The sequence below is a fragment of the Anaerocolumna chitinilytica genome, from assembly GCF_014218355.1.
Taxonomy (GTDB): domain Bacteria; phylum Bacillota; class Clostridia; order Lachnospirales; family Lachnospiraceae; genus Anaerocolumna; species Anaerocolumna chitinilytica.
In genome coordinates this window covers 4,243,759-4,262,697 of sequence record NZ_AP023368.1, presented here as the reverse complement: position 1 = coordinate 4,262,697, position 18,939 = coordinate 4,243,759, and the positions used below count along the sequence as shown (strand labels likewise).

The 18,939-nt window shown below is 38.0% G+C and carries 18 protein-coding genes and 1 other annotated feature; of the genes, 14 read left to right on the top strand and 4 right to left on the bottom strand.

Features of this window, described 5'->3' with window-relative positions:
* Positions 1-75: 75 nt before the first annotated feature.
* Entirely contained in the window at positions 76-921 is an 846-nt protein-coding gene (locus bsdcttw_RS18560; protein WP_185256307.1) for an AraC family transcriptional regulator, read from the bottom strand.
* Between the two features lie 175 nt (positions 922-1,096).
* On the opposite strand from bsdcttw_RS18560, the gene bsdcttw_RS18555 reads away from it, so the two are divergent.
* Genes bsdcttw_RS18555 through bsdcttw_RS18535 form a run of 5 tightly spaced genes read left to right on the top strand, consistent with a single transcriptional unit; the run spans position 1,097 to position 5,744 of the window.
* A complete protein-coding gene (locus tag bsdcttw_RS18555) occupies positions 1,097-1,855 on the top strand; it encodes a sugar phosphate isomerase/epimerase family protein (protein WP_185256306.1) in 759 nt (252 codons plus the stop codon).
* 38 nt (positions 1,856-1,893) lie between these two features.
* On the top strand, positions 1,894-3,090 hold the full coding sequence (locus bsdcttw_RS18550; protein WP_330602251.1) for a Gfo/Idh/MocA family protein: 1,197 nt from the start codon (positions 1,894-1,896) through the stop codon (positions 3,088-3,090).
* On the top strand, positions 3,050-4,114 hold the full coding sequence (locus tag bsdcttw_RS18545; RefSeq protein ID WP_225903703.1) for a Gfo/Idh/MocA family protein: 1,065 nt from the start codon (positions 3,050-3,052) through the stop codon (positions 4,112-4,114). Before bsdcttw_RS18550 ends, bsdcttw_RS18545 begins: the two co-directional genes overlap by 41 nt.
* Before the next feature lie 56 nt (positions 4,115-4,170).
* The gene (locus bsdcttw_RS18540; protein ID WP_185256305.1) at positions 4,171-5,016 is read left to right on the top strand and encodes a sugar phosphate isomerase/epimerase family protein; all 846 of its coding nucleotides are present in this window, start codon (positions 4,171-4,173) and stop codon (positions 5,014-5,016) included.
* Positions 5,017-5,063: 47 nt separating this feature from the next.
* Complete coding sequence (locus tag bsdcttw_RS18535; RefSeq protein ID WP_185256304.1) at positions 5,064-5,744, top strand: DUF3298 and DUF4163 domain-containing protein; 681 nt, start codon at positions 5,064-5,066, stop codon at positions 5,742-5,744.
* A gap of 164 nt (positions 5,745-5,908) precedes the next feature.
* Here bsdcttw_RS18535 and bsdcttw_RS18530 read toward each other — a convergent pair whose 3' ends face one another.
* Entirely contained in the window at positions 5,909-6,109 is a 201-nt protein-coding gene (locus bsdcttw_RS18530; protein WP_185256303.1) for a hypothetical protein, read from the bottom strand.
* Positions 6,110-6,304: 195 nt separating this feature from the next.
* Here bsdcttw_RS18530 and bsdcttw_RS18525 point away from each other — a divergent pair, with 195 nt between their 5' ends.
* The 7 genes from bsdcttw_RS18525 (at position 6,305) to bsdcttw_RS18495 (ending at position 14,254) form a co-directional block, all read left to right on the top strand.
* Entirely contained in the window at positions 6,305-6,700 is a 396-nt protein-coding gene (locus bsdcttw_RS18525) for an NUDIX domain-containing protein (RefSeq protein ID WP_185256302.1), read from the top strand.
* Between the two features lie 66 nt (positions 6,701-6,766).
* Positions 6,767-8,053 (top strand): dihydroorotase, encoded by a 1,287-nt coding sequence (locus bsdcttw_RS18520; protein WP_185256301.1) that lies wholly within the window; start codon positions 6,767-6,769, stop codon positions 8,051-8,053.
* Positions 8,050-8,988 carry an orotidine-5'-phosphate decarboxylase gene (gene pyrF / locus bsdcttw_RS18515; RefSeq protein ID WP_185256300.1) on the top strand — a complete coding sequence of 313 codons (939 nt, stop codon included), beginning with the start codon at positions 8,050-8,052 and terminating at the stop codon, positions 8,986-8,988. Before bsdcttw_RS18520 ends, pyrF begins: the two co-directional genes overlap by 4 nt.
* A 214-nt stretch (positions 8,989-9,202) precedes the next feature.
* Positions 9,203-9,877 (top strand): response regulator transcription factor, encoded by a 675-nt coding sequence (locus bsdcttw_RS18510; RefSeq protein ID WP_185256299.1) that lies wholly within the window; start codon positions 9,203-9,205, stop codon positions 9,875-9,877.
* Positions 9,850-11,022 carry a sensor histidine kinase gene (locus tag bsdcttw_RS18505; RefSeq protein WP_185256298.1) on the top strand — a complete coding sequence of 391 codons (1,173 nt, stop codon included), beginning with the start codon at positions 9,850-9,852 and terminating at the stop codon, positions 11,020-11,022. The genes bsdcttw_RS18510 and bsdcttw_RS18505 overlap by 28 nt, the downstream gene beginning before the upstream one ends.
* 92 nt (positions 11,023-11,114) lie before the next feature.
* Positions 11,115-11,786, top strand: a complete 672-nt coding sequence (locus bsdcttw_RS18500) for an ABC transporter ATP-binding protein (RefSeq protein ID WP_185256297.1) — start codon at positions 11,115-11,117, stop codon at positions 11,784-11,786.
* A complete protein-coding gene (locus bsdcttw_RS18495; protein WP_185256296.1) occupies positions 11,786-14,254 on the top strand; it encodes an ABC transporter permease in 2,469 nt (822 codons plus the stop codon). Before bsdcttw_RS18500 ends, bsdcttw_RS18495 begins: the two co-directional genes overlap by 1 nt.
* A 96-nt stretch (positions 14,255-14,350) precedes the next feature.
* Here the strand turns inward: bsdcttw_RS18495 and bsdcttw_RS18490 are convergent, their stop codons facing one another.
* Both bsdcttw_RS18490 and bsdcttw_RS18485 read right to left on the bottom strand, forming a co-directional pair.
* Positions 14,351-15,538, bottom strand: a complete 1,188-nt coding sequence (locus bsdcttw_RS18490) for a MalY/PatB family protein (RefSeq protein ID WP_185256295.1) — start codon at positions 15,536-15,538, stop codon at positions 14,351-14,353.
* A 190-nt stretch (positions 15,539-15,728) separates the two neighbouring features.
* Positions 15,729-16,862 (bottom strand): trans-sulfuration enzyme family protein, encoded by a 1,134-nt coding sequence (locus tag bsdcttw_RS18485; protein WP_185256294.1) that lies wholly within the window; start codon positions 16,860-16,862, stop codon positions 15,729-15,731.
* 153 nt (positions 16,863-17,015) lie between these two features.
* Positions 17,016-17,272: a binding site (T-box leader), on the bottom strand.
* Positions 17,273-17,474: 202 nt separating this feature from the next.
* Here bsdcttw_RS18485 and bsdcttw_RS18480 point away from each other — a divergent pair.
* On the top strand, positions 17,475-18,077 hold the full coding sequence (locus tag bsdcttw_RS18480) for a hypothetical protein (protein WP_185256293.1): 603 nt from the start codon (positions 17,475-17,477) through the stop codon (positions 18,075-18,077).
* Between the two features lie 24 nt (positions 18,078-18,101).
* Positions 18,102-18,938 (top strand): hypothetical protein, encoded by an 837-nt coding sequence (locus bsdcttw_RS18475; RefSeq protein ID WP_185256292.1) that lies wholly within the window; start codon positions 18,102-18,104, stop codon positions 18,936-18,938.
* Position 18,939 lies beyond the last annotated feature (1 nt).

Here is an 18,939-nt window from a genome sequence, read left to right as displayed (position 1 = left end):
CAAACCAATCCTTATAAACGGAGGTACTCACCATTATGGTATTCCGAATATATCTAAATGATACTTTTATTCTGTCTATTGAATTAAGGAGGGCAGGTTGCCACGGTCTTTGATGGGACTATTTCCGGTGATTTTACGGTATGCCCTGTAAAATGCCGTATAATCTAAAAATCCCGCTATTCTTGAGGCTTCTTCTGCACTGTGCCCTCCAATAAGCAGCTGCTTCGCGTAACTGATACGCTTATAGGTAAGATAATCCCAAAGAGTAGTTCCGGTGGCTTTCCGAAATACCTTGTTCAGGTGATGTTTGCTAAGGCAGAACTTCTCTGCAATGAAATCCAGTGAAAGCTGGGATGTAAAGTGTTCATTCAAAAAGGCGATTATCTGGTTAATTGTCTCAGAGCCTTCTTCTTTTCTGGCAGAGATTTCATTTCTGCTGTCATATGCCATGATGCGGGACAGGAGTGCCTCCAGGTTGATTGGTACCAGGGCATCTCGAAGGGAAACCGGAAGGTTTGAGCAGTCTAAGAGTGCTTCCAAATGAGGATAGAATTTCTCCTGTGCTATATCTTCGTAATAGATCTTCTTATCATCAGTTCTTGTAAGGGAAGGGAAAATAGATAATAGCATGGCTCTGCGCTCAACGGACAGCAGCTCGGGATAAAAATGGAGAGCAATCCGGCGATAGGTCTTATCACTGTTCACACGGACACCATGAAAGACATTAGGAGCCAGAAGCAGCATACTGTGGGGAACTGGTTTATAATGCTTACCTTCTACCAGATAATCGATGTCTCCTTCCAGAAAATAATAAATTTCATAAAAATTATGACAATGAAGCTGATAATCCTTATTGGCTTCATTAGAATAACTATAACCAAAAATAATATGTTCGGTTGTGATTTCTGCCAGGGCTGCCATAGAAACTCCTTTCCGGTATCGATAGGTTCTTTTATTTACTATAAAATAAAACCGCTATATTTGCAATATAATTGTCCTCATATGCAATGGTATCCATTTGAAAAATACAGTAGAATCAAAGTAGAATTATAATAGAAATATATTAGATTTTATAAGGGAAAGAGGCATAAATAGAATGGAATTGGGTGCACAGTTATATACGGTAAGGAATTTTATTCAGACAGAAGAGGATTTTGACAGGACAATAAAAAAGATTGCAGATATCGGGTATCGTTATGTGCAAATATCTGGAGTAGGAAAGGGAATCTCCCCAGAGAAACTCCGAGAAATCTGTGACCGGTATGACATTAAAACAGTACTTACTCACAGCGATGTTAATCGGATTCTTTACGATACGGAGAACCTGATAAAAGAGCATGATATCTTAGGCAGCCCTTATATCGGACTTGGTGCCATGCCGGAAAAGTACAGAGGTACTGATTGGCTTCCTTATTTTTATGAAGATTTTAAGGAACCAATTAAGAAAATTACTGCAAGCGGAAAACTCTTTATGTATCATAATCATAATTTTGAGTTTGAAAAAGAGAAGGGAGTAACTTTACTGGAGAGGCTTTTGGAGCTCTTTACTCCGCAAGAAATGGGAATTACTCTGGATACATACTGGGTTCAGGCAGCCGGAGGAGATGTCATCTGGTGGATTCAGAAGCTAAAAGACAGACTTCCCTGCGTACATTTAAAAGATATGGCTGTAGTTTCAGGAGGTGGTGTGATGGCTCCGGTTGGAGAAGGTAATCTGAATTTTCCTGGAATATTGGAGGCTCTTAAGGAAACGAATTGTGAGTATCTGCTGGTAGAACAGGATACCTGCTTAAGCAGTCCATTCAGCTGCCTGAAGCAAAGCTATGACTATCTGAAGAAATTAGGTTACAGGTAGATAAATATGATGGAACAAAAATATGATGGAACAAAAGTATGATGGTAGAAAGGGAAGTTATGAACGAGGTTAGAATCGGAATTATCGGAATCGGAAATATGGGAAGTGCTCATGCTGCAAATATAAGTAAGGGTGAGATCCCTGGACTTATACTGACAGCTGTGGCAGACAGAAAAGAAAGCAGAAGAGATTGGGCTAAAAAAGAGTTAGGCGAAAAGGTTGCGGTTTTTTTGGAGGGAAAAGAACTGATAGAATCCGGACTATGTGATGCGGTTTTGGTGGCTACCCCTCATTACCAGCATCCGGAACTTGTAATAAGTGCTTTTCATCATGGACTCCATGCTTTATGCGAGAAGCCGGCAGGAGTATACACCAAGCAGGTAAGAGAAATGAATGAAGAGGCAGACAAACAGGACAAAGTATTTGCCATGATGTTTAACCAGAGAACCAACCCTGTTTATAAAATGATGAAGGAGTTGGTGGAAGGTAAAACTCTTGGAGAAATTAAGCGGGTTAACTGGATTATTACGGACTGGTACCGTACTCAGGCCTACTATGATTCTGGAGACTGGAGGGCTACCTGGGACGGGGAAGGCGGAGGTGTCCTTCTTAACCAATGCCCCCATAATCTGGACCTGCTCCAGTGGATATGCGGTCTGCCAAAGGAAGTACAGGCATTCTGCCACAACGGTAAGTGGCACAATATAGAAGTAGAGGATGATGTGACCGCATATTTTACGTTAGAAAACGGTGCGACAGGTGTTTTTATTACCACTACAGGTGATGCACCGGGAACCAATCGTTTTGAGATTACGCTGGAAAAAGGAAAACTGGTATGTGAAGAAGATGAGCTTACACTTTTCGAGCTTGTGGAAAATGAAAGAGAATACTGCTTTACCGCTACGGAAGGTTTTAAAAAACCGGAAGGAGTTTATCGGGAAGTGGAGCTGATCGGAGAGAATAGTCAGCATATCGGAGTATTAAAGGCCTTTACAAACAGAATTCTTACAGGATCACCGTTAGTTGCTGACGGAAGAGAAGGAATCAGAGGGTTAATGCTCTCTAATGCCATGCATTTATCCTCCTGGTTGAATAGGCCTGTAACCCTTCCGATAGAAGAAGACTTATTTTTAACGGAACTGAACAAGAGAAGAAATGCTTCTGTTAAAAAGGATAATGTAAAGGAAGCAACCTTTGATACGAAAGGTAGTTATGGTAGCAAGGATGGAAAATAATATCAAAGCAGCCATCGTAGGCTGCGGCAGTATTGCTCAGGTCCACAGCGCCTGTATTAGCAAGCTTTCTGGAGTAAGCCTGGCCTGTGTCTGTGACATCATAAGGGATAGGGCAGAGGTACTGGCTGGAGAGTACCAGGCGAAGGCATATACCTCCTTTGAGGAAATGATAGAGAAGGAAGATATTCAGATCCTTCATATCTGTACACCTCATTATCTTCATGTACCTATGGCAGAAGCTGCCCTGGCTAAGGGTATCAATGTTTTTATGGAGAAGCCACCTGCTATGAACCGAGAGGAATATGACAGATTAAAGGAAGCAGCAGGTAAGAGCGGCAGCAGACTTGGGTTTTGCTTTCAAAACCGTTATAATCCGGGTACGCTAAAGGCATTAGAACTTATGAAGCATGGAATACCCGGTAAGGTTATTGGAGGTAGAGCAATTGTCAGCTGGAGCAGAGACAGCGGATATTATACAGAGAGCGGATGGAGAGGAAGCCTTTTAACAGAGGGCGGCGGAGCGTTAATTAACCAGGCGGTACACTCTTTGGATTTACTTACTCTTTTCCTTGGAAAGCCGTTAAAAGCAGATGCGGTAATGGCAAATCATCACCTGAAAGGCATAATTGAGGTAGAGGATATGATGGAAGCTTATATCCGGTACGAAAATGACGTTACTGGCTGCTTTTATGCCACAACTGCATATTGCACTAATATGCCTCCGATCATAGAGCTGCATTGCGAAAAAATGAATGTAAGAATCGAAGAGATGAGAACTATATGTTATGACTTTGATGGCCGTGAATTGGATAATGTATATATTCCTACTGAAGGATTGAAGAAGAAAGAAGCCATGGGCAAGGGTTACTGGGGAGCAGGGCATATGGACTGCATTACGGATTACTATGAGGCCTATAAGGAGAAAAGGAATACCCCCATAGGAATTACCCAGGTGAAAGATACAATTGACTTAATGATAGCTGTATATGAAGCTGCCAGATCAGGCAAAGAGATTATTATTTAAATATATACCTGCAGCCGGATGCCTGCAGGTATGGGAAAGGTAAGGTTAAGTTAAGTATGCTTCAATTTTCAAAGATAACCGGGTTTGCGGATGAAATCAGTGATGATCTTAAAATCCAGATAAGGCTTTTAAAAAAGCTTGGAATGAACTATCTGGAATTTCGCAGTGCAGGCGGAAAAAATGTAGCAGATTTTTCACAGACAGAAATAAAAGAGTTAAAGTCATATATGGATAGTGAAGGGATAGAAGTATCTGCTATCGGCTCACCCATTGGTAAGATATCAGTAACAGACGATTTTAAGGAACATGTTGAATGTTTTAAAAGAGTAACTGAAACAGCACATATCCTGCAAACTCCTAACATCAGGATATTTAGCTTTTATATTCCGGAAAACAGTATAGCGGCAAATTATAAGAACGAAGTAATCGAACGCCTTGGACAATTAAAGGAGGAAGGAAAGAGAAGTGAAGTTATCCTGCTTCATGAAAATGAAAAAGGTATCTATGGAGATACAGCTCTTCGCTGCAAGGATATTATGGAAAGCCTTTATGATAAGAACTTCAAAGCGGTATTTGATTTTGCCAACTTCGTTCAATGTAAGGAGGATACTCTTAAAGCCTTTGAATTATTAAAAGGTTATATTTCTTACATACATATCAAGGACGCAGTGAATGAAACCGGTGAAGTGAAAAAAGCCGGAGATGGTGATGGTAATATAAAGGCAATTCTAAAAGAACTTGATCTGGCAGGCTATCAGGGGTTCTTAAGTCTGGAGCCTCATCTCGCCGACTTTTCAGGTTTTAAGCAGCTTGAAAAAGATGATGGCAGATTTGCAATGTCTAATAATGAACTGGCATTTGCCACAGCTCATGAAGCTTTAATGAATATCCTGAACAATTAAGCTTTATAACGCATATATTAACACAAAGATTTGTATGGTGAGGCAGCTTGAACGTTAATAGTGTTTATGTAAGGGCATATGAGCTTAAAGGTGAGATGGAGTACAAGGGACAAATACTTTTAACTTATGACATTAAGTATCCGCAGTTTTCGTCAGAACGGTTTCGGGCATTTGCAAAAAAACTCAGTGTGTACTATAAGGCAGAAGCCACACTTTATAAAAAATATCATATAACAAAGTTATATCAGATGGCAATTGATGATTATGAGTATGCAACAGCGAATAACTTTCCGGTAAGAACTTATGATGTTGTTACGGTATATACCATAACCTTTAATGATAACTGTGTGCTGAGTCTGTATTTTGACAGGTATGAATATACGGGAGGGGCACATGGAATGACGGTTAGAAGTGCGGACACCTGGAACCTGAAAACCGGAAGAAGAATAGACTTATCGGACTATTTTCCCGGCAGGAAGGATTACACAGCCTATATTTTAGATGTCATTAACAGCCAGATTGCAAGCAATGAGAAGGATAACAGTAATTTATACTTTGAAGATGTTAACGAACTGGTAAAAGAAAATTTCAATGAAAAAAACTTTTATGTAGTCCCGGAAGGAATCGTTATCTTTTTTCAGCTCTATGAGATTGCTCCATATTCCAGTGGAATTCAGTCATTTTTAATACCTTTTAAAAAAGGAGGACCGGTTCCTATAAGCTGCTAAACAACCAATTGGTAACTAGCTGAGTGGGATGTTGAGGCAGCTATATATTCTAACATAGCAACAAATATGAACCATGTAATAAGCTCCCTTTGTGCCAGGCAGTTTCGATAATATAACTGTTTGTCATAAGGGGAGCTTATTACATGGCTTTTATTCGTTTTGTACTATTGAAAATCATCTTCATCGTGATGGTAAAGGAATCTCTCCAGTTCTTCTTTTGATTGAAATTCTCTGGAGTACTCCATAAGTTCGCTTCTGCGCATATCATCCAGATCATAAAAAGCATCTCTTGCTACCCTGTCATTTGCCAGATAAATTGCCAGAGCAGGAGGGAACATATTATTAAAGCTTCCGAAGTTGTCCATATAATCATCCTTCCATTTTGCATTATGATAAATGTTACAGGAATAGGTTTTACAGGAAAGTACGAATTATTCAATCCTTTTTTTGGATGAAAGGAATGGTTGTATTTGGCGAAAGCTTACGTTATAATTGAATTGATTGAATGGAAGAATATAACTTAAAAAAGGTTTTAATTGATATTCATGAAAGGAGTTATTATGGAAAAATACAGGATACTTGTAAAGGGTATTGTTCAATATGAAGATAAATATTTATTAGCTGAGAAATGGTATGATGACAGAATCATGGACCCTTACCAGTGGGAATTTGTTGATGGAAAACTTGAATTCGGCGAAAGCCCTGAAAAAGGAGTACTGCGTATTGTTTATGAAAATACCGGTCTGAATGCTCATATTAATCGTATATTATACACCTGGTCCTTTATGATTGGTGATGTCTGTACTATCGGAATCTGTTTTCATCTGCTGAGCTTGAGTGATGAGGTGGTGCTTTCGGAAGAATTAAATGATTACAAGTGGGTAAAGAAAGAAGAAATTGAGAAATATGTAAGTAATAAAGCTATGCTTGAAGATATTGCAAAAGCTGAATTGTAAGGTTTGATAAGGGTTGAAATCAATGGTACCAATTAATAATACAAGCGATAATGATAGGAGGAAGGCGTGACAGTATTAATAAAGAATGGGCATGTGCTTGACCCATCCACAGGAATAGATGGGATAAGGGAAATCTATATAAAGGACGGAATAATTATTACAGTGGGCAGTGAACTTAATGTTACTGCAGATAAAGTCATTGATGCAAGCGGACTTTATGTAATGCCTGGATTTATTGATTTACATGTACATTTAAGGGAACCAGGCTTTGAATATAAGGAAACCATTAAGAGTGGTTGCGCTGCTGCCGCCAGAGGTGGTTTTACTACCATATGCCCTATGCCTAATACCAAACCTGCAATAGACAGCAAAGAGATGATTGAATGGCTTAAGAAGAAGGAACGCGAAGAAGCTCTGGTGAATATTCTTCCAATTGGAGCAGTAACAAAAGGGCAGATGGGTGAGGAACTTTCTGAGATTGCCGAGATGGCTATGGCAGGAGCAGCAGCTATCAGTGAAGACGGTAAATCTGTTATGAGTACATCTCTTTACAGAGAAGGTATGATAAAGGCGAAGGAAGCAGGAATCCCGGTTTTTGCTCATTGTGAGGACAAGAATCTGGTAGGGAATGGGGTTATTAATGAGAGCAGCAAAGCCAGGGAACTTAATCTTCCGGGAATCTCCAATGCAGTAGAAGATATCATAGCCATCCGTGATATTCTATTGGCAAAGGAAACCGGGGTGAGACTCCATCTATGCCATTGTTCCACGAAGGACAGCGTAGCTTTTCTCAAATGGGCAAAAGAAGAGGGACTTCCCGTAACCGGAGAAGTATGCCCCCACCACTTTACCTTGACCGATGAAGATATACCCTGTGATGATAGTAATTATAAGATGAACCCGCCACTTCGAAGCAAGGCGGATGTGGAAGCTTTAAAGGAAGGTCTGAAAAATGGTATCCTGGATGTGATTGCAACCGACCATGCACCTCATAGCAAAGAAGAAAAGGATAAATCCTTTCTGCAGGCACCTTTTGGTATTGTAGGTTTGGAGACGGCATTTGCACTTTCCTATACGGAGCTTGTGGAAACCGGGGTTCTTTCCTTTTCAGAGCTTGTAGGTAAGCTAAGCACCAATCCGGCAGATGTACTTGGACTTAACCGAGGCAGCTTAAAGGAAGGTTGGACAGCGGATATCGTAATTGCAGATACCAGTGAGTGGTATAGGATAGATAAAGAAAAGTTCGTATCTTTCGGTAAGAACACTCCTTTTCATGATAGAAGAGTAAAGGGCAGAATAATGTATACACTAGTCGACGGACAGATCGTTTATAAAGCGGAGGAGCAGCAATGATTCAGCAATTAATTGGAAAGATTCAAAAAATGAATGCACCTATAGTAGTGGGCCTTGACCCTATGCTGGAGTATATTCCAGAATATATCAAGCAAGCAGCCTATGAAGAAAAGGGAGAGACTTTAGCTGGTGCGGCAGAAGCAATATGGCAGTTCAATAAAGGGATAGTGGATGCTACTTATGATCTCATTCCTGCCGTAAAACCTCAGATTGCCATGTATGAGCAATTTGGTATTGAAGGCCTGATTGCTTACAAGAGGACAGTTGATTACTGTAAGGAAAAGGGTTTGGTAGTAATCGGTGATATCAAAAGAGGAGATATTGGTTCTACTTCAGCTGCCTATGCTGTAGGGCATCTTGGAAAAGTTAAGATAGGGAATAATTCTTATTACGGATTTGATGAAGATTTTGCCACGGTCAATCCTTATCTGGGTTCTGATGGAATCAAACCTTTTATAGAGGTCTGTAAGGAAGAGAAGAAGGGACTTTTTATATTAGTTAAGACCTCCAACCCTTCCAGCGGTGAATTCCAGGACAAGCTTGTGGAAGGAAGACCACTATATGAGCTGGTAGGTGAGAAAGTGGCAGAGTGGGGCAGTGAACATATGTCTGAGGACTACAGCTATATCGGAGCAGTGGTTGGTGCTACTTATCCGGAGATGGGTAAAGTCTTAAGAAAGCTGATGCCAAAGAGCTATATTCTGGTTCCCGGCTATGGGGCTCAGGGTGGTAAGGCAGAGGATTTAATTCATTATTTTAATAAGGATGGATTAGGAGCAATCGTGAATTCTTCCAGAGGTATCATAGCTGCTTACAAAGCAAAGGGATACGAGAAATTTGGAGAAAGTGCCTATGCGGATGCATCCAGACAGGCAGTAATTGATATGAAGGAAGATATTCAGTCAGCACTTGTAAAAAGCGGCGTAGTAAGATAAGAGTTAGATAAAGAGACTAAAGAAGGAGGATTATCCTCCTTCTTTTTTTGCATATATCTGAAAACAGTGGATGATACACACTTATAATTTGATTGTATTTGAAACATAGTTAGATGTATAATATTACCAGGTATCTACAGCTTCATAATTATTCTTGATTATAAGAAGAGCATTTTTAATGAAACAAATGATTAAACTCCATAGAGGTGGTTCCATGAATACAATAATGCTTTTAGAAGATGATGAAAACTTAAATAAAGGAATTTCTTTGAAACTAAGAAGAGAAGGGTATCAAGTAATATCTGCATTTACACAGGCCGAAGCGGAGGAATTATGGGAAAAAAACGATATTAAGATGGTAATCTGCGATATTACTCTGCCGGATGGAAGCGGTCTTGCATTTGGTAAAGCAATTCGTGATAAAAGTGATGCTTATCTTCTTTATCTAACAGCTTTAAATCAAGAGATCGATATTGTGAATGGGTATGATTCCGGAGCCGATGATTATATAACAAAACCATTTTCAGTGAATGCCTTTGTATCGAAGGTAAATGCATTGATGCGCCGTTTAAATGAAAAAGAGCTTACAGTCTTAATATCAGGTGAGATTAAAGTTTATTTAAAAGAGATGCAGGTAAAGAAATCTGATAATCTTATTCTTTTAAGTAAGAAGGAGATACAGCTTTTAGTATATTTACTTGAAAATGCAAGACAGATAGTGACAAAAGAAAGTATTCTTGAAAAAATCTGGGGAATGGATGGATTATTTGTTGATGATAACACTGTTACAGTAAATATCAGCAGATTAAAAAGTAAATTGAATACGGATTCCATTTCAAATGTGAGAGGCTTAGGGTATATATGGACATGCGAAGTAATAAAAAGGTGATAATATACATTATAATGTGGTTTATCCTCTCTGTGGTGCTGACAGGTGGAATAAGTATTATTTCAAGAAATCTTAATCATATTTATCATAGACAGATGGTTGAATTATCCGTAATGCATCCGGATCAAGAAGATGAATTAAAGGAAAGCTATAATTTTTACTCAAAAGAATCAAATACATATTTCTTTAAGGTTTGGCTGCTCGTCTTAATAATATTGGTAATGTCTTTTAGTCTCACTTACTATTTGCAAAGGAAGAAAAACAAAATAGAGAAGCATGGGATTATAACTAACTTGATCCTTTTAAATGAACAATTAAAGCAGTTTATAAAAGGAAATTATCATAGGGTATTCTTTAAGGCTACTTCGGAAGGAGCCAGTGATAAAACGGAGGAGTGGCTGAATGTTGAAAATTCGTTAAAGGAATTAGGATACTATTTTGCATCATTAAAAGAGCAAATGAACAGGGAAGAGAATAATACAAAATCATTAATAACAGACATATCGCATCAACTGAAAACGCCGCTTTCCTCACTTAGAATGAGCCACGAACTTGCTCAGGAGACAGAACTAACATATGAGGAACGTCAGGATTTCTTAAATCAGGAAGAACAAGAAATTCGTAAATTGGAGATTTTATTAGAGGAATTGATAAATTTGTCAAGGCTGGAATATCACATGATTCAGATAACACCAGAGGTATTAGGTATAAGGAAGACATTAACAGAGGCAGTAAATCAGGTGATTATGAAAGCTTATAACAATAATATTAATATACAGCTTGATATGGAAAGAGATGTTAATGTTTTCCATGATCCTAAATGGACAGTAGAGGCGATATCAAACGTATTAGATAATGCTATTAAGTACTCAGAAGCAGGTTCCTGCGTATCAATCAGAGTGAACCAATTACCCAATATCCTATTAGTTGAGATTGAGGATGAAGGAATGGGGATACCTGCCGAAGAATTACATAAGATTTTTCAACGTTTTTACCGCGGTAAAAAAGCAAGAGGTCTGGTGAAAGAAGGAGCTGGTATTGGTCTTTACCTGGCAAGACGAATATTAGAAGAACAAGGCGGAACGATTGCGGCCAAAAGAAAACAGCAGAACGGTACTGTCTTTCGTATAACCTTGCCAATATAACCCTTACAAAACTGTAATAGTGTTTGTAAGGGTTTTGCAATTTTATCCTGTTAAAATATGTTGGAAGGATAGATAAGCGGGAGGATAATAAAATGAATAGTATTTTAAAAGTTGAGGATCTGGTGAAATATTATCAAACGGGAGAGGTCGTTGTAAAAGCAGTGGATCACACCAATTTAGAAATAGAACGAGGTAAATTTACTGCTATTGTTGGCCGCTCCGGTTCAGGTAAATCTACATTATTACATCTCATGGGTGGGTTGGATTATCCTGATTCAGGAAAGGTTATTTTAGAAGGACAGAATATCTTTGAATTGAAAGCCGATAATCTGGCTAAATTCCGCAGAAAAAAAGTTGGTTTTGTTTTTCAGGAATACAATCTGATTCCTTCGTTGACCGTGTGGGAAAATATAATATTGCCAATAGGCTTGGATGGTCAGAAGGTGAATGAAAAAGAGATCCTGGATATACTTGATAAAATAGGTTTATCAGATAAAAAAGATGCAAAACCAAACACGTTATCGGGTGGCCAAAAGCAAAGAACAGCTATAGCAAGAGCACTTGCTTCAACTCCTGCCATTATACTTGCTGACGAACCTACTGGGAACCTGGATTCACAGACGGAGCTAGAAGTCATGAGCTTACTAAAAAAATGTGTAAAAGATTATGGGCAAACTTTGGTTATGATTACTCATGATGAAACCATTGCACAAATGGCGGATATAGTTATTTTTGTTGAAGATGGCAAGGTGGTGAGTTATTGATGAATATTATTGTAAGGATAGTTAAAGAGAATCTCAGATATCATAAAAGTAAAAATATATTAATAGGAATTGCAGTATTTTTAACGACAATATTACTTTTTCTGGTGCCTTCTGTTGGGAAAAATATGATAGATGGGCAGCATGCGGCTATTAATGAAGTATATCCTAACTGGCATGCATTATTTCGGGATGTAGATGCTAAAACAATTGACCGGCTATCCTCATTCCATAATATTGCAAGTTCTGGTTTACGCAGTGACGCAGGTTACATAGTAAACAAAAATTCTCAGATAGCATTAATTTATATGGATAATAAAGGATTTTCACTGAGTCGCTTAAAGCTTCTAGAAGGTAAACTTCCAGAGAAGGAAAATGAAATTGTGATTTCTTCAGGTGTTTTAGAAGAATTAGAGCAAGCAGATAAAAAAGTAGGGGATAGGATAATTATACCTTATCAAATACTTCGAGATGGAAGTCTTGATTTCAGGGAAGAAAAGGAGTTTGTAATTACAGGAATTACCGAAAGTGATTCTAGTGCAAAAAAATATACTGCCTATGTGTCAAAAAAATTTTTGGAAAATGAAATACCTGAAAATCAAATTTTATATTATTTCCTATTTCAGGTAAACGGAACAAAAAAATCAATAACAGACGACCTGGAAAAGGATATTAATCGTATTGCAAAGATATTCTCTATTCCAGAAAAAAATATCCTGATTAATAAAGATTATCTGATGGCAAATTATATTGATCCGTCTATATTATCAGGGATACTTGGAATATTAGCCATTATCATTATTGCTGGAATTATTACAATATATAGTATCTATTACATAGGAATGACTGAAAGAATTCAGGAATTTGGTAAATTAAAGGCAATTGGAGCTACAAGGTTTCAAATGAAGCAAATTGTATTAGGTGAGGGATTAGGGATTGCATTGGTGGCAGTACCTATTGGACTTATCATGGGAACAATCATCTCAAAGAGGGCATTGCTGGCGTTTCTATCTCTCTATAAGAATGAAAATCTGATGGCTGCAACGATGAAAAAATTGTTCGACGAAAATCAAATAACGCTTTACCATTGGTGGATATATCTTCTTACAATAATTATAGCCGTGCTCACGGTTTGTATATCTCTTGCTAAACCGATGAAAATAGTATCAAAACTATCAGAAACAGATGCTATTCGTTATCAATCGGATGATTTAGAACGTCATAAAAAGAAAAAGCAAAGGAATAAAAAGAGCTTTTCAAATATTTCCGTATTAAAATTATCCTATATTTTTCTGATTGGAAGTAAAAAGAATAGTATGATAACAATATTATCGATGGGTATGACAGGTATCTTACTGATGGTGATAGCAACTGTTTTATCTTGTGCTAATCCGATAGAAAGTGCGAATAATTCCATACTGGGGCAGTATCAAATTCAGATTAATGCAGAAACAGGGAACAAAGAGCACCCAGAAAGAGAGTGGGATAATATTATTAAGAATAATCCCTTAAATGAAAGCTTGAGAAAGAAAATAGAAGCAATAGACGGAGTAACAGCGGTAGCAGGTTTTGGCTTTGTAAAAGTTTCTGCAGAAATATTTGAAGATAATACAGAAGGAATCTGTGGTATACCGGAAGAATACGCAAAAGAATTGGAGAAAGGAATAATTGAGGGAAATGTAACTTTTGAGGAATTAAAATCGGGGGATAAAGTAATCCTGGATAAAAATCTTCTGCATTGGTATCCGACTTTAAGTATCGGTGACATGATAGACCTAACAATGAATGATTCAGACGGAAGTCATAAAAAAGCAGTTAAAATAGTAGCAATTGGGGATTATCCGCTAGGATTTACAAATTACAATTATCTTTTAATGGCAGATGAGGGAGCAAAGAAGTTAAGCACTTATAATATTAATGAAGTGTACCATATTTTTGCTAAACAAAAGTACAATAGAGATACAGAACAAGCATTAAAGGAATTAATAGATGATAATTCAAATATTCTGGAACTGCAAACCTGGAAAGCAAGTTATGATGAATGGGCATCGGCAATTACTATGGTAAGTGGTGTATGTTATTTGTTTTTTTGCATTCTTGGAGCTATTTGTGTAATGAATATTATAAATACAATGATTCACAATGTTCATGTTAGAAAAAAAGAGATTGGTATGATGCAGGCACTTGGTATGACAGACCGACAATTGTTAATCATGTTACAGCAGGAAGGGTTATTTTATACAATCGGAACATTATTGCTTTCGATTGGATTAGGTAGTATATTAGGATATCCAATTTTTTTATGGAGTAAGTACAATGGAATATTTAGTATCAGTCGTTATCATTATCCAACTAGCGCTGCAATAATCATATCAGTTGTATTGATCTTAATTCAATTTGTGTTAGCTCTGATTTTGGGAAAATCAGTCAGGAAAGAATCATTAATTGATAGGATAAGGTTTAGTGAATAGTATTATTACTTTAAGAAAGGGACTGCTTTAAGACTTTACTTTAAGCGGTCCCTTTGAGTGATTTATTATAGTATGAAATGAGCTTTACAAATTAAGTTATACTGATTGATTTAAAGAATCAACCGCATCCTTTAACTGATTTAATGCTTTTAGTAAGGTGCTTTTTTGGCAGGCTACATTAAAACGCTGAAATCCCTTTCCTTCAGGGCCAAACATAGTACCACCGTCAAGCCATAAACCGGCTTTATCAGTAATAAACTGTTCAAGCTCCTCTGTGTCCAGCCCGAGACCATTAAAATCCACCCATAAAAGATAAGTTCCCTCTGTGTTTACAACCGTTAACACCGGAAGCTCTGTCTCAATGAATTCCCTGGCAGTCTTTAAATTCTCATATATATAAGCTTTTAGTTCTGTAAGCCATTCATCACCATATTCGTATGCTGCCTGGCAGGCAATGAGACCCATAGTATTTAGCTGGCTGTAACCGGATTTGGTTATTTCACCCTTAAACCGGTGTTTTAATGTTTGATTAGGAATCAGAACATTGGATACCTGTAAACCAGCCAGGTTAAAGGTCTTACTGGGGGCGGTGCAGGTTACGGATATTGATTTATAGTCCTCTTTCAGGGACGCCAATACCAAGTGTTCATGGCCAGGATGTATAAAATCTGCATGGATTTCATCCGATACTACCAGTACATTATGCTTTAAGCAAATATCACCAAGACGGATAAGTTCCTCCCTTGTATAGACTCTACCCACGGGATTGTGAGGGTTACAAAGGATAAAGAGTTTAACCTTATTCTCTATAATCTTTTGTTCAAAATCTTCAAAGTCTATGCTATACGTTCCATTGTCATAAATAAGAGGATTATTTATAAGCTTTCGGTTGTTATTCAATACAGCTTCTGAAAAAGGATAATAAACAGGTCGCTGTATCAGTATCGCATCCCCTTCATTTGTTAAAGCACGCACTGCCGTAGCAACAGCAAATACCACACCGGGTGTTTTTACAAGCCAGTTCGGCTCAATATCCCAGTGGTAATGGGAAGAAAACCATTTATGAAGTGTTCTGAAATAATCTTCTTTCACCTCTGTGTAACCAAAGATACCGTGTTCCGCAGATTTTATCAGAGCTTCTCTAACTTCGGGCAGGGTGGGAAAGTCCATGTCGGCAACCCACATGGAAATAAGATTCTCTTTCTTACCGCGCTCCAGGGCAAAGTCGTATTTTAATGAATTGGTATTAACTCTATCAGTCAATTTGTCAAAATCATAGGGCATGGAAGTATTCTCCTTTTCTTTTATCCTGAGTGAGGATGTACTTTTGAGATATTCTTAGAGTTGTATTTCCTTTAAATTGTAATCCCTCTAAATTGTAATTTCTGTCCAATTTCGCATATTATTATTACAGGTTTGTTTTCAGATATTCGAAGAGAAGATTGTCCTCTCCTTAATCATTATACTCCTATTTTTAAGAAAGTGCCTGCTTTAAATCCTCAATTAAATCCTCTGTATTTTCAAGGCCTACGGACATACGCAGGAGACGGTCATTGATTCCCCTGGCAAGACGGTCCTCTATGGGAACATCAGCATGGGTCTGAACCATGGGGTAAGTCATCAAGGTTTCAGTACCACCAAGACTTTCTGCAAAAAGTATAAGATTAACTCTTTCCAGAACCTGCTTGGCTGTCGCCTCAGTATCTACCTCAATAGATATCATAGAACCGAAGCCCGATGCCTGTTTTTTGGAAATCTCATAACCAGGATGAGTTTCTAGGCCTATAAAGTAAACCTTTTTCACTTTTTCATGGGAATTTAAAAAGGCTGCCACTTTCTTCGCATTTTCTTCCTGGCGTTCCATTCGGATGGCAAGGGTTTTAATCCCTCTGATTAACAGCCAGCTGTCAAAGGGAGAAAGACAAGCCCCTGTGGTTTTATATATATAGCGAAGCTTCTCAGATAAATCGGTTCTTCCGGTTACTAAAAAGCCTGCCAGGGTATCATTATGCCCGCTTAAATACTTGGTACCACTGTGGATTACAATGTCTGCTCCAAGAGTCAAGGGACGCTGGAAGTATGGGGTAAGAAAGGTGTTATCCACAATAACCAGCAGATTATATTCTTTTGCAAGGGCAGCCACTGCCTGGATATCGGTTACCTGCATCATGGGATTAGTAGGAGTTTCTATATAAATGGCCTTTGTTTCCTTGCGGATTAAGCCACGCAGCTTCGATAAATCAGAGGTATCAAGGTAATCAAAAAGAAGTCCATTCTTTTTATTAATATTATCAAAGAGGCGGACAGTACCGCCATAAAGGTCTTCGGATGCTATGATATGATCACCAATAGAAAAGAGCTCCATCAGGGCAGTTATGGCGGCCATACCGGTACTAAAAGCGATGGCATCCACACCCTCCTCCAGATTAGCAATTATTTTTTCCAGATGTTCCCTGGTGGGATTTTGGAGTCTTGAGTAATCGTAACCGGAACTTTGGCCGATCCCGGGATGTGCAAAAGTAGCAGACTGGTAGATGGGAACACTGACGGCACCGGTAGTGTGTGTGTTGTTGGCTGCACCGTGAATACATCGGGTAGTAAAATCCATAGAATAACCTCATTTCTGCACTGCTCTTGTGTTCGTTAAGGCTGTGTCCGCAGTGCCGGACTAAAATTATGTCTGTAAAGACAGTCTTCTTGTTGATTTGGTACAAATAGTAATCTTAATTAAAGGATAAAATAAAAAAACCCGCCTTCTTATTCAGAAGACGAGTATTACCCGCGTTACCACTTCAATTTATCTTTGCCTCACGGCGAAGACCTTAATAAGTACGTTATCCTGTCCGGATAATTATACTCCTTTGCTATAACAGGCAAACCTGTTGCGGCCTAAGCGTTATAAACGGTTTGGCGCACCGCTCCTGAGCCATCTTCTGTAAATGTTTCCTGCCTTTTTCCACCACCCAAAGGCTCTCTGTAAAGAAATTATCTACATACTCTCTCATTCCTAGCGTTTTACTATAAATTTATCTGAGTATAGCAGATAGAAAGTAGTTTGTCAATGTGAAATCTTTTCTCAACATTGATATTGTATAGACAATATGATAATATTGGAATAGAAAAATATGGGAATACAATTTAAGTTGAAGAATTATAAGTGAAAAATTTTACCTAACCCTTTAATTATATACACGCAAAAGTACGAAGATAGGAGTACAAAATGAAAAAATATGCATTCGTTATTCTGATTTTAATTGCCTTGCTACTTATATGTCCTGTCAAATATCAGAATACGAACAGTTATAACAACAAGGCATATTATCCTTTGGATCAGTTACAGAATGACTACAGTCTTGCAGATGCAAAAGTAGATAACTGTGTAGTATATGAAAATGGGGATATTACGTATGGACAGTCCGTATGGGATAGTTTTACAGCAAAAACCCAAAAAGGAAAGCCGGCTACTGTTCGCCTGGCCTTTTATTATACCTTGGATGCTCCTTCTCATTACGCTAAGGAATATTATGAGTCGATAAAGGCGGAATATCCGGTTCTCTACATAAAGGATTTAAGATTTGATGGAAATAAGTATGTGATAGCAGGGTTTGAAGAGGGTACTCTATACGAAAAAGAATATAAATATATGATGAAATACAAAGGGGAGCCAAGAAGCCCGTCGGCTTTGTTTCAAAAATATACCCGATATGTATTGGTCAATGATAATACAGCCACTTGGGAGGATATTGAAGACGGTGCTCTCAGTTCACGGTTTGGTGCTAGTATAGATAATTATCCTGTGTATACAGATTTGACCTGGAAATAATCAATCTTTGTGTGGAGGTTGTATATGAACTTGAATAGTCAATTACTTGATGAAAAGCTATTAAATAACCAAATGACAGAGCAGCAGATACCTGCTGTTCATATAAAAATTTCAGACCTTAAATTCAATGTTAATTATACTGCAAATCTGCTTTGTTCAAATTATCAAGAGAAGAATAAAAGCCTCCCCTTTAAAGAGCGGATATTTCGAGCTTTTCCGGAATTAGCTGACAGAATAGATAGTGGGATGAAAGATGAGGATATTCATTGTGTGGTGGAAGAAGTCTTTGAACAACGATACAAAAGCGAATATCTGCATATGTCTGAGAAGACTTGTGAAATCCAGGATAAATTGAATAGGGTAGTGGTACCGGCTTTACCGGTTTTATTCCAAGAATTTAATTTAATAAATAATAATTTTGGTGACATAACTTGTTATCTTGGTTTATATAGTTCCTTTCCCAGAAAAGTAATTACAAAAGAATTTTGGATTCATTATCTGACCAGAGAAGATATTATCTATAAAGCAACCATGCATGAAATTAATCACTTTGTATTGTTTGAAAAGTGGAAATCAATCCATAGGATTGAATCCGAGCAAGAGCCGGAGCACCCGGAGCCCTTATGGTTTTTAGAAGAAATGATAGTAGACCCTACGCTAAATACAAAGCGCCTTCAGGAATTAGTGCCATATCCTCAAAGAGCATATGAACAATTCTATACTTCACTTATACAAGATAGGCCTCCCCAGGAATTTATTCAGGATTGTTATAAGGATAGCAAGACAATTGAGGAGTTCCTGGAAAAGACCTATCGGTATATTGAAGATAATCTGAAAGAGCTGATTGAGAAATGCGGATAGG

Coding starts and splice junctions, on each gene's coding strand:
- bsdcttw_RS18555 (WP_185256306.1), top strand. CDS start 1,097: ATGGAATTGGGTGCACAGTTATATACGGTAAGGAATTTTATTCAGACA.
- bsdcttw_RS18510 (WP_185256299.1), top strand. CDS start 9,203: ATGAATACAATAATGCTTTTAGAAGATGATGAAAACTTAAATAAAGGA.
- bsdcttw_RS18495 (WP_185256296.1), top strand. CDS start 11,786: ATGAATATTATTGTAAGGATAGTTAAAGAGAATCTCAGATATCATAAA.
- bsdcttw_RS18540 (WP_185256305.1), top strand. CDS start 4,171: ATGCTTCAATTTTCAAAGATAACCGGGTTTGCGGATGAAATCAGTGAT.
- bsdcttw_RS18475 (WP_185256292.1), top strand. CDS start 18,102: ATGAACTTGAATAGTCAATTACTTGATGAAAAGCTATTAAATAACCAA.
- bsdcttw_RS18490 (WP_185256295.1), bottom strand. CDS start 15,538: ATGCCCTATGATTTTGACAAATTGACTGATAGAGTTAATACCAATTCA.
- bsdcttw_RS18500 (WP_185256297.1), top strand. CDS start 11,115: ATGAATAGTATTTTAAAAGTTGAGGATCTGGTGAAATATTATCAAACG.
- bsdcttw_RS18525 (WP_185256302.1), top strand. CDS start 6,305: ATGGAAAAATACAGGATACTTGTAAAGGGTATTGTTCAATATGAAGAT.
- bsdcttw_RS18560 (WP_185256307.1), bottom strand. CDS start 921: ATGGCAGCCCTGGCAGAAATCACAACCGAACATATTATTTTTGGTTAT.
- pyrF (WP_185256300.1), top strand. CDS start 8,050: ATGATTCAGCAATTAATTGGAAAGATTCAAAAAATGAATGCACCTATA.
- bsdcttw_RS18485 (WP_185256294.1), bottom strand. CDS start 16,862: ATGGATTTTACTACCCGATGTATTCACGGTGCAGCCAACAACACACAC.
- bsdcttw_RS18480 (WP_185256293.1), top strand. CDS start 17,475: ATGAAAAAATATGCATTCGTTATTCTGATTTTAATTGCCTTGCTACTT.
- bsdcttw_RS18530 (WP_185256303.1), bottom strand. CDS start 6,109: ATGGACAACTTCGGAAGCTTTAATAATATGTTCCCTCCTGCTCTGGCA.
- bsdcttw_RS18550 (WP_330602251.1), top strand. CDS start 1,894: ATGATGGTAGAAAGGGAAGTTATGAACGAGGTTAGAATCGGAATTATC.
- bsdcttw_RS18505 (WP_185256298.1), top strand. CDS start 9,850: ATGGACATGCGAAGTAATAAAAAGGTGATAATATACATTATAATGTGG.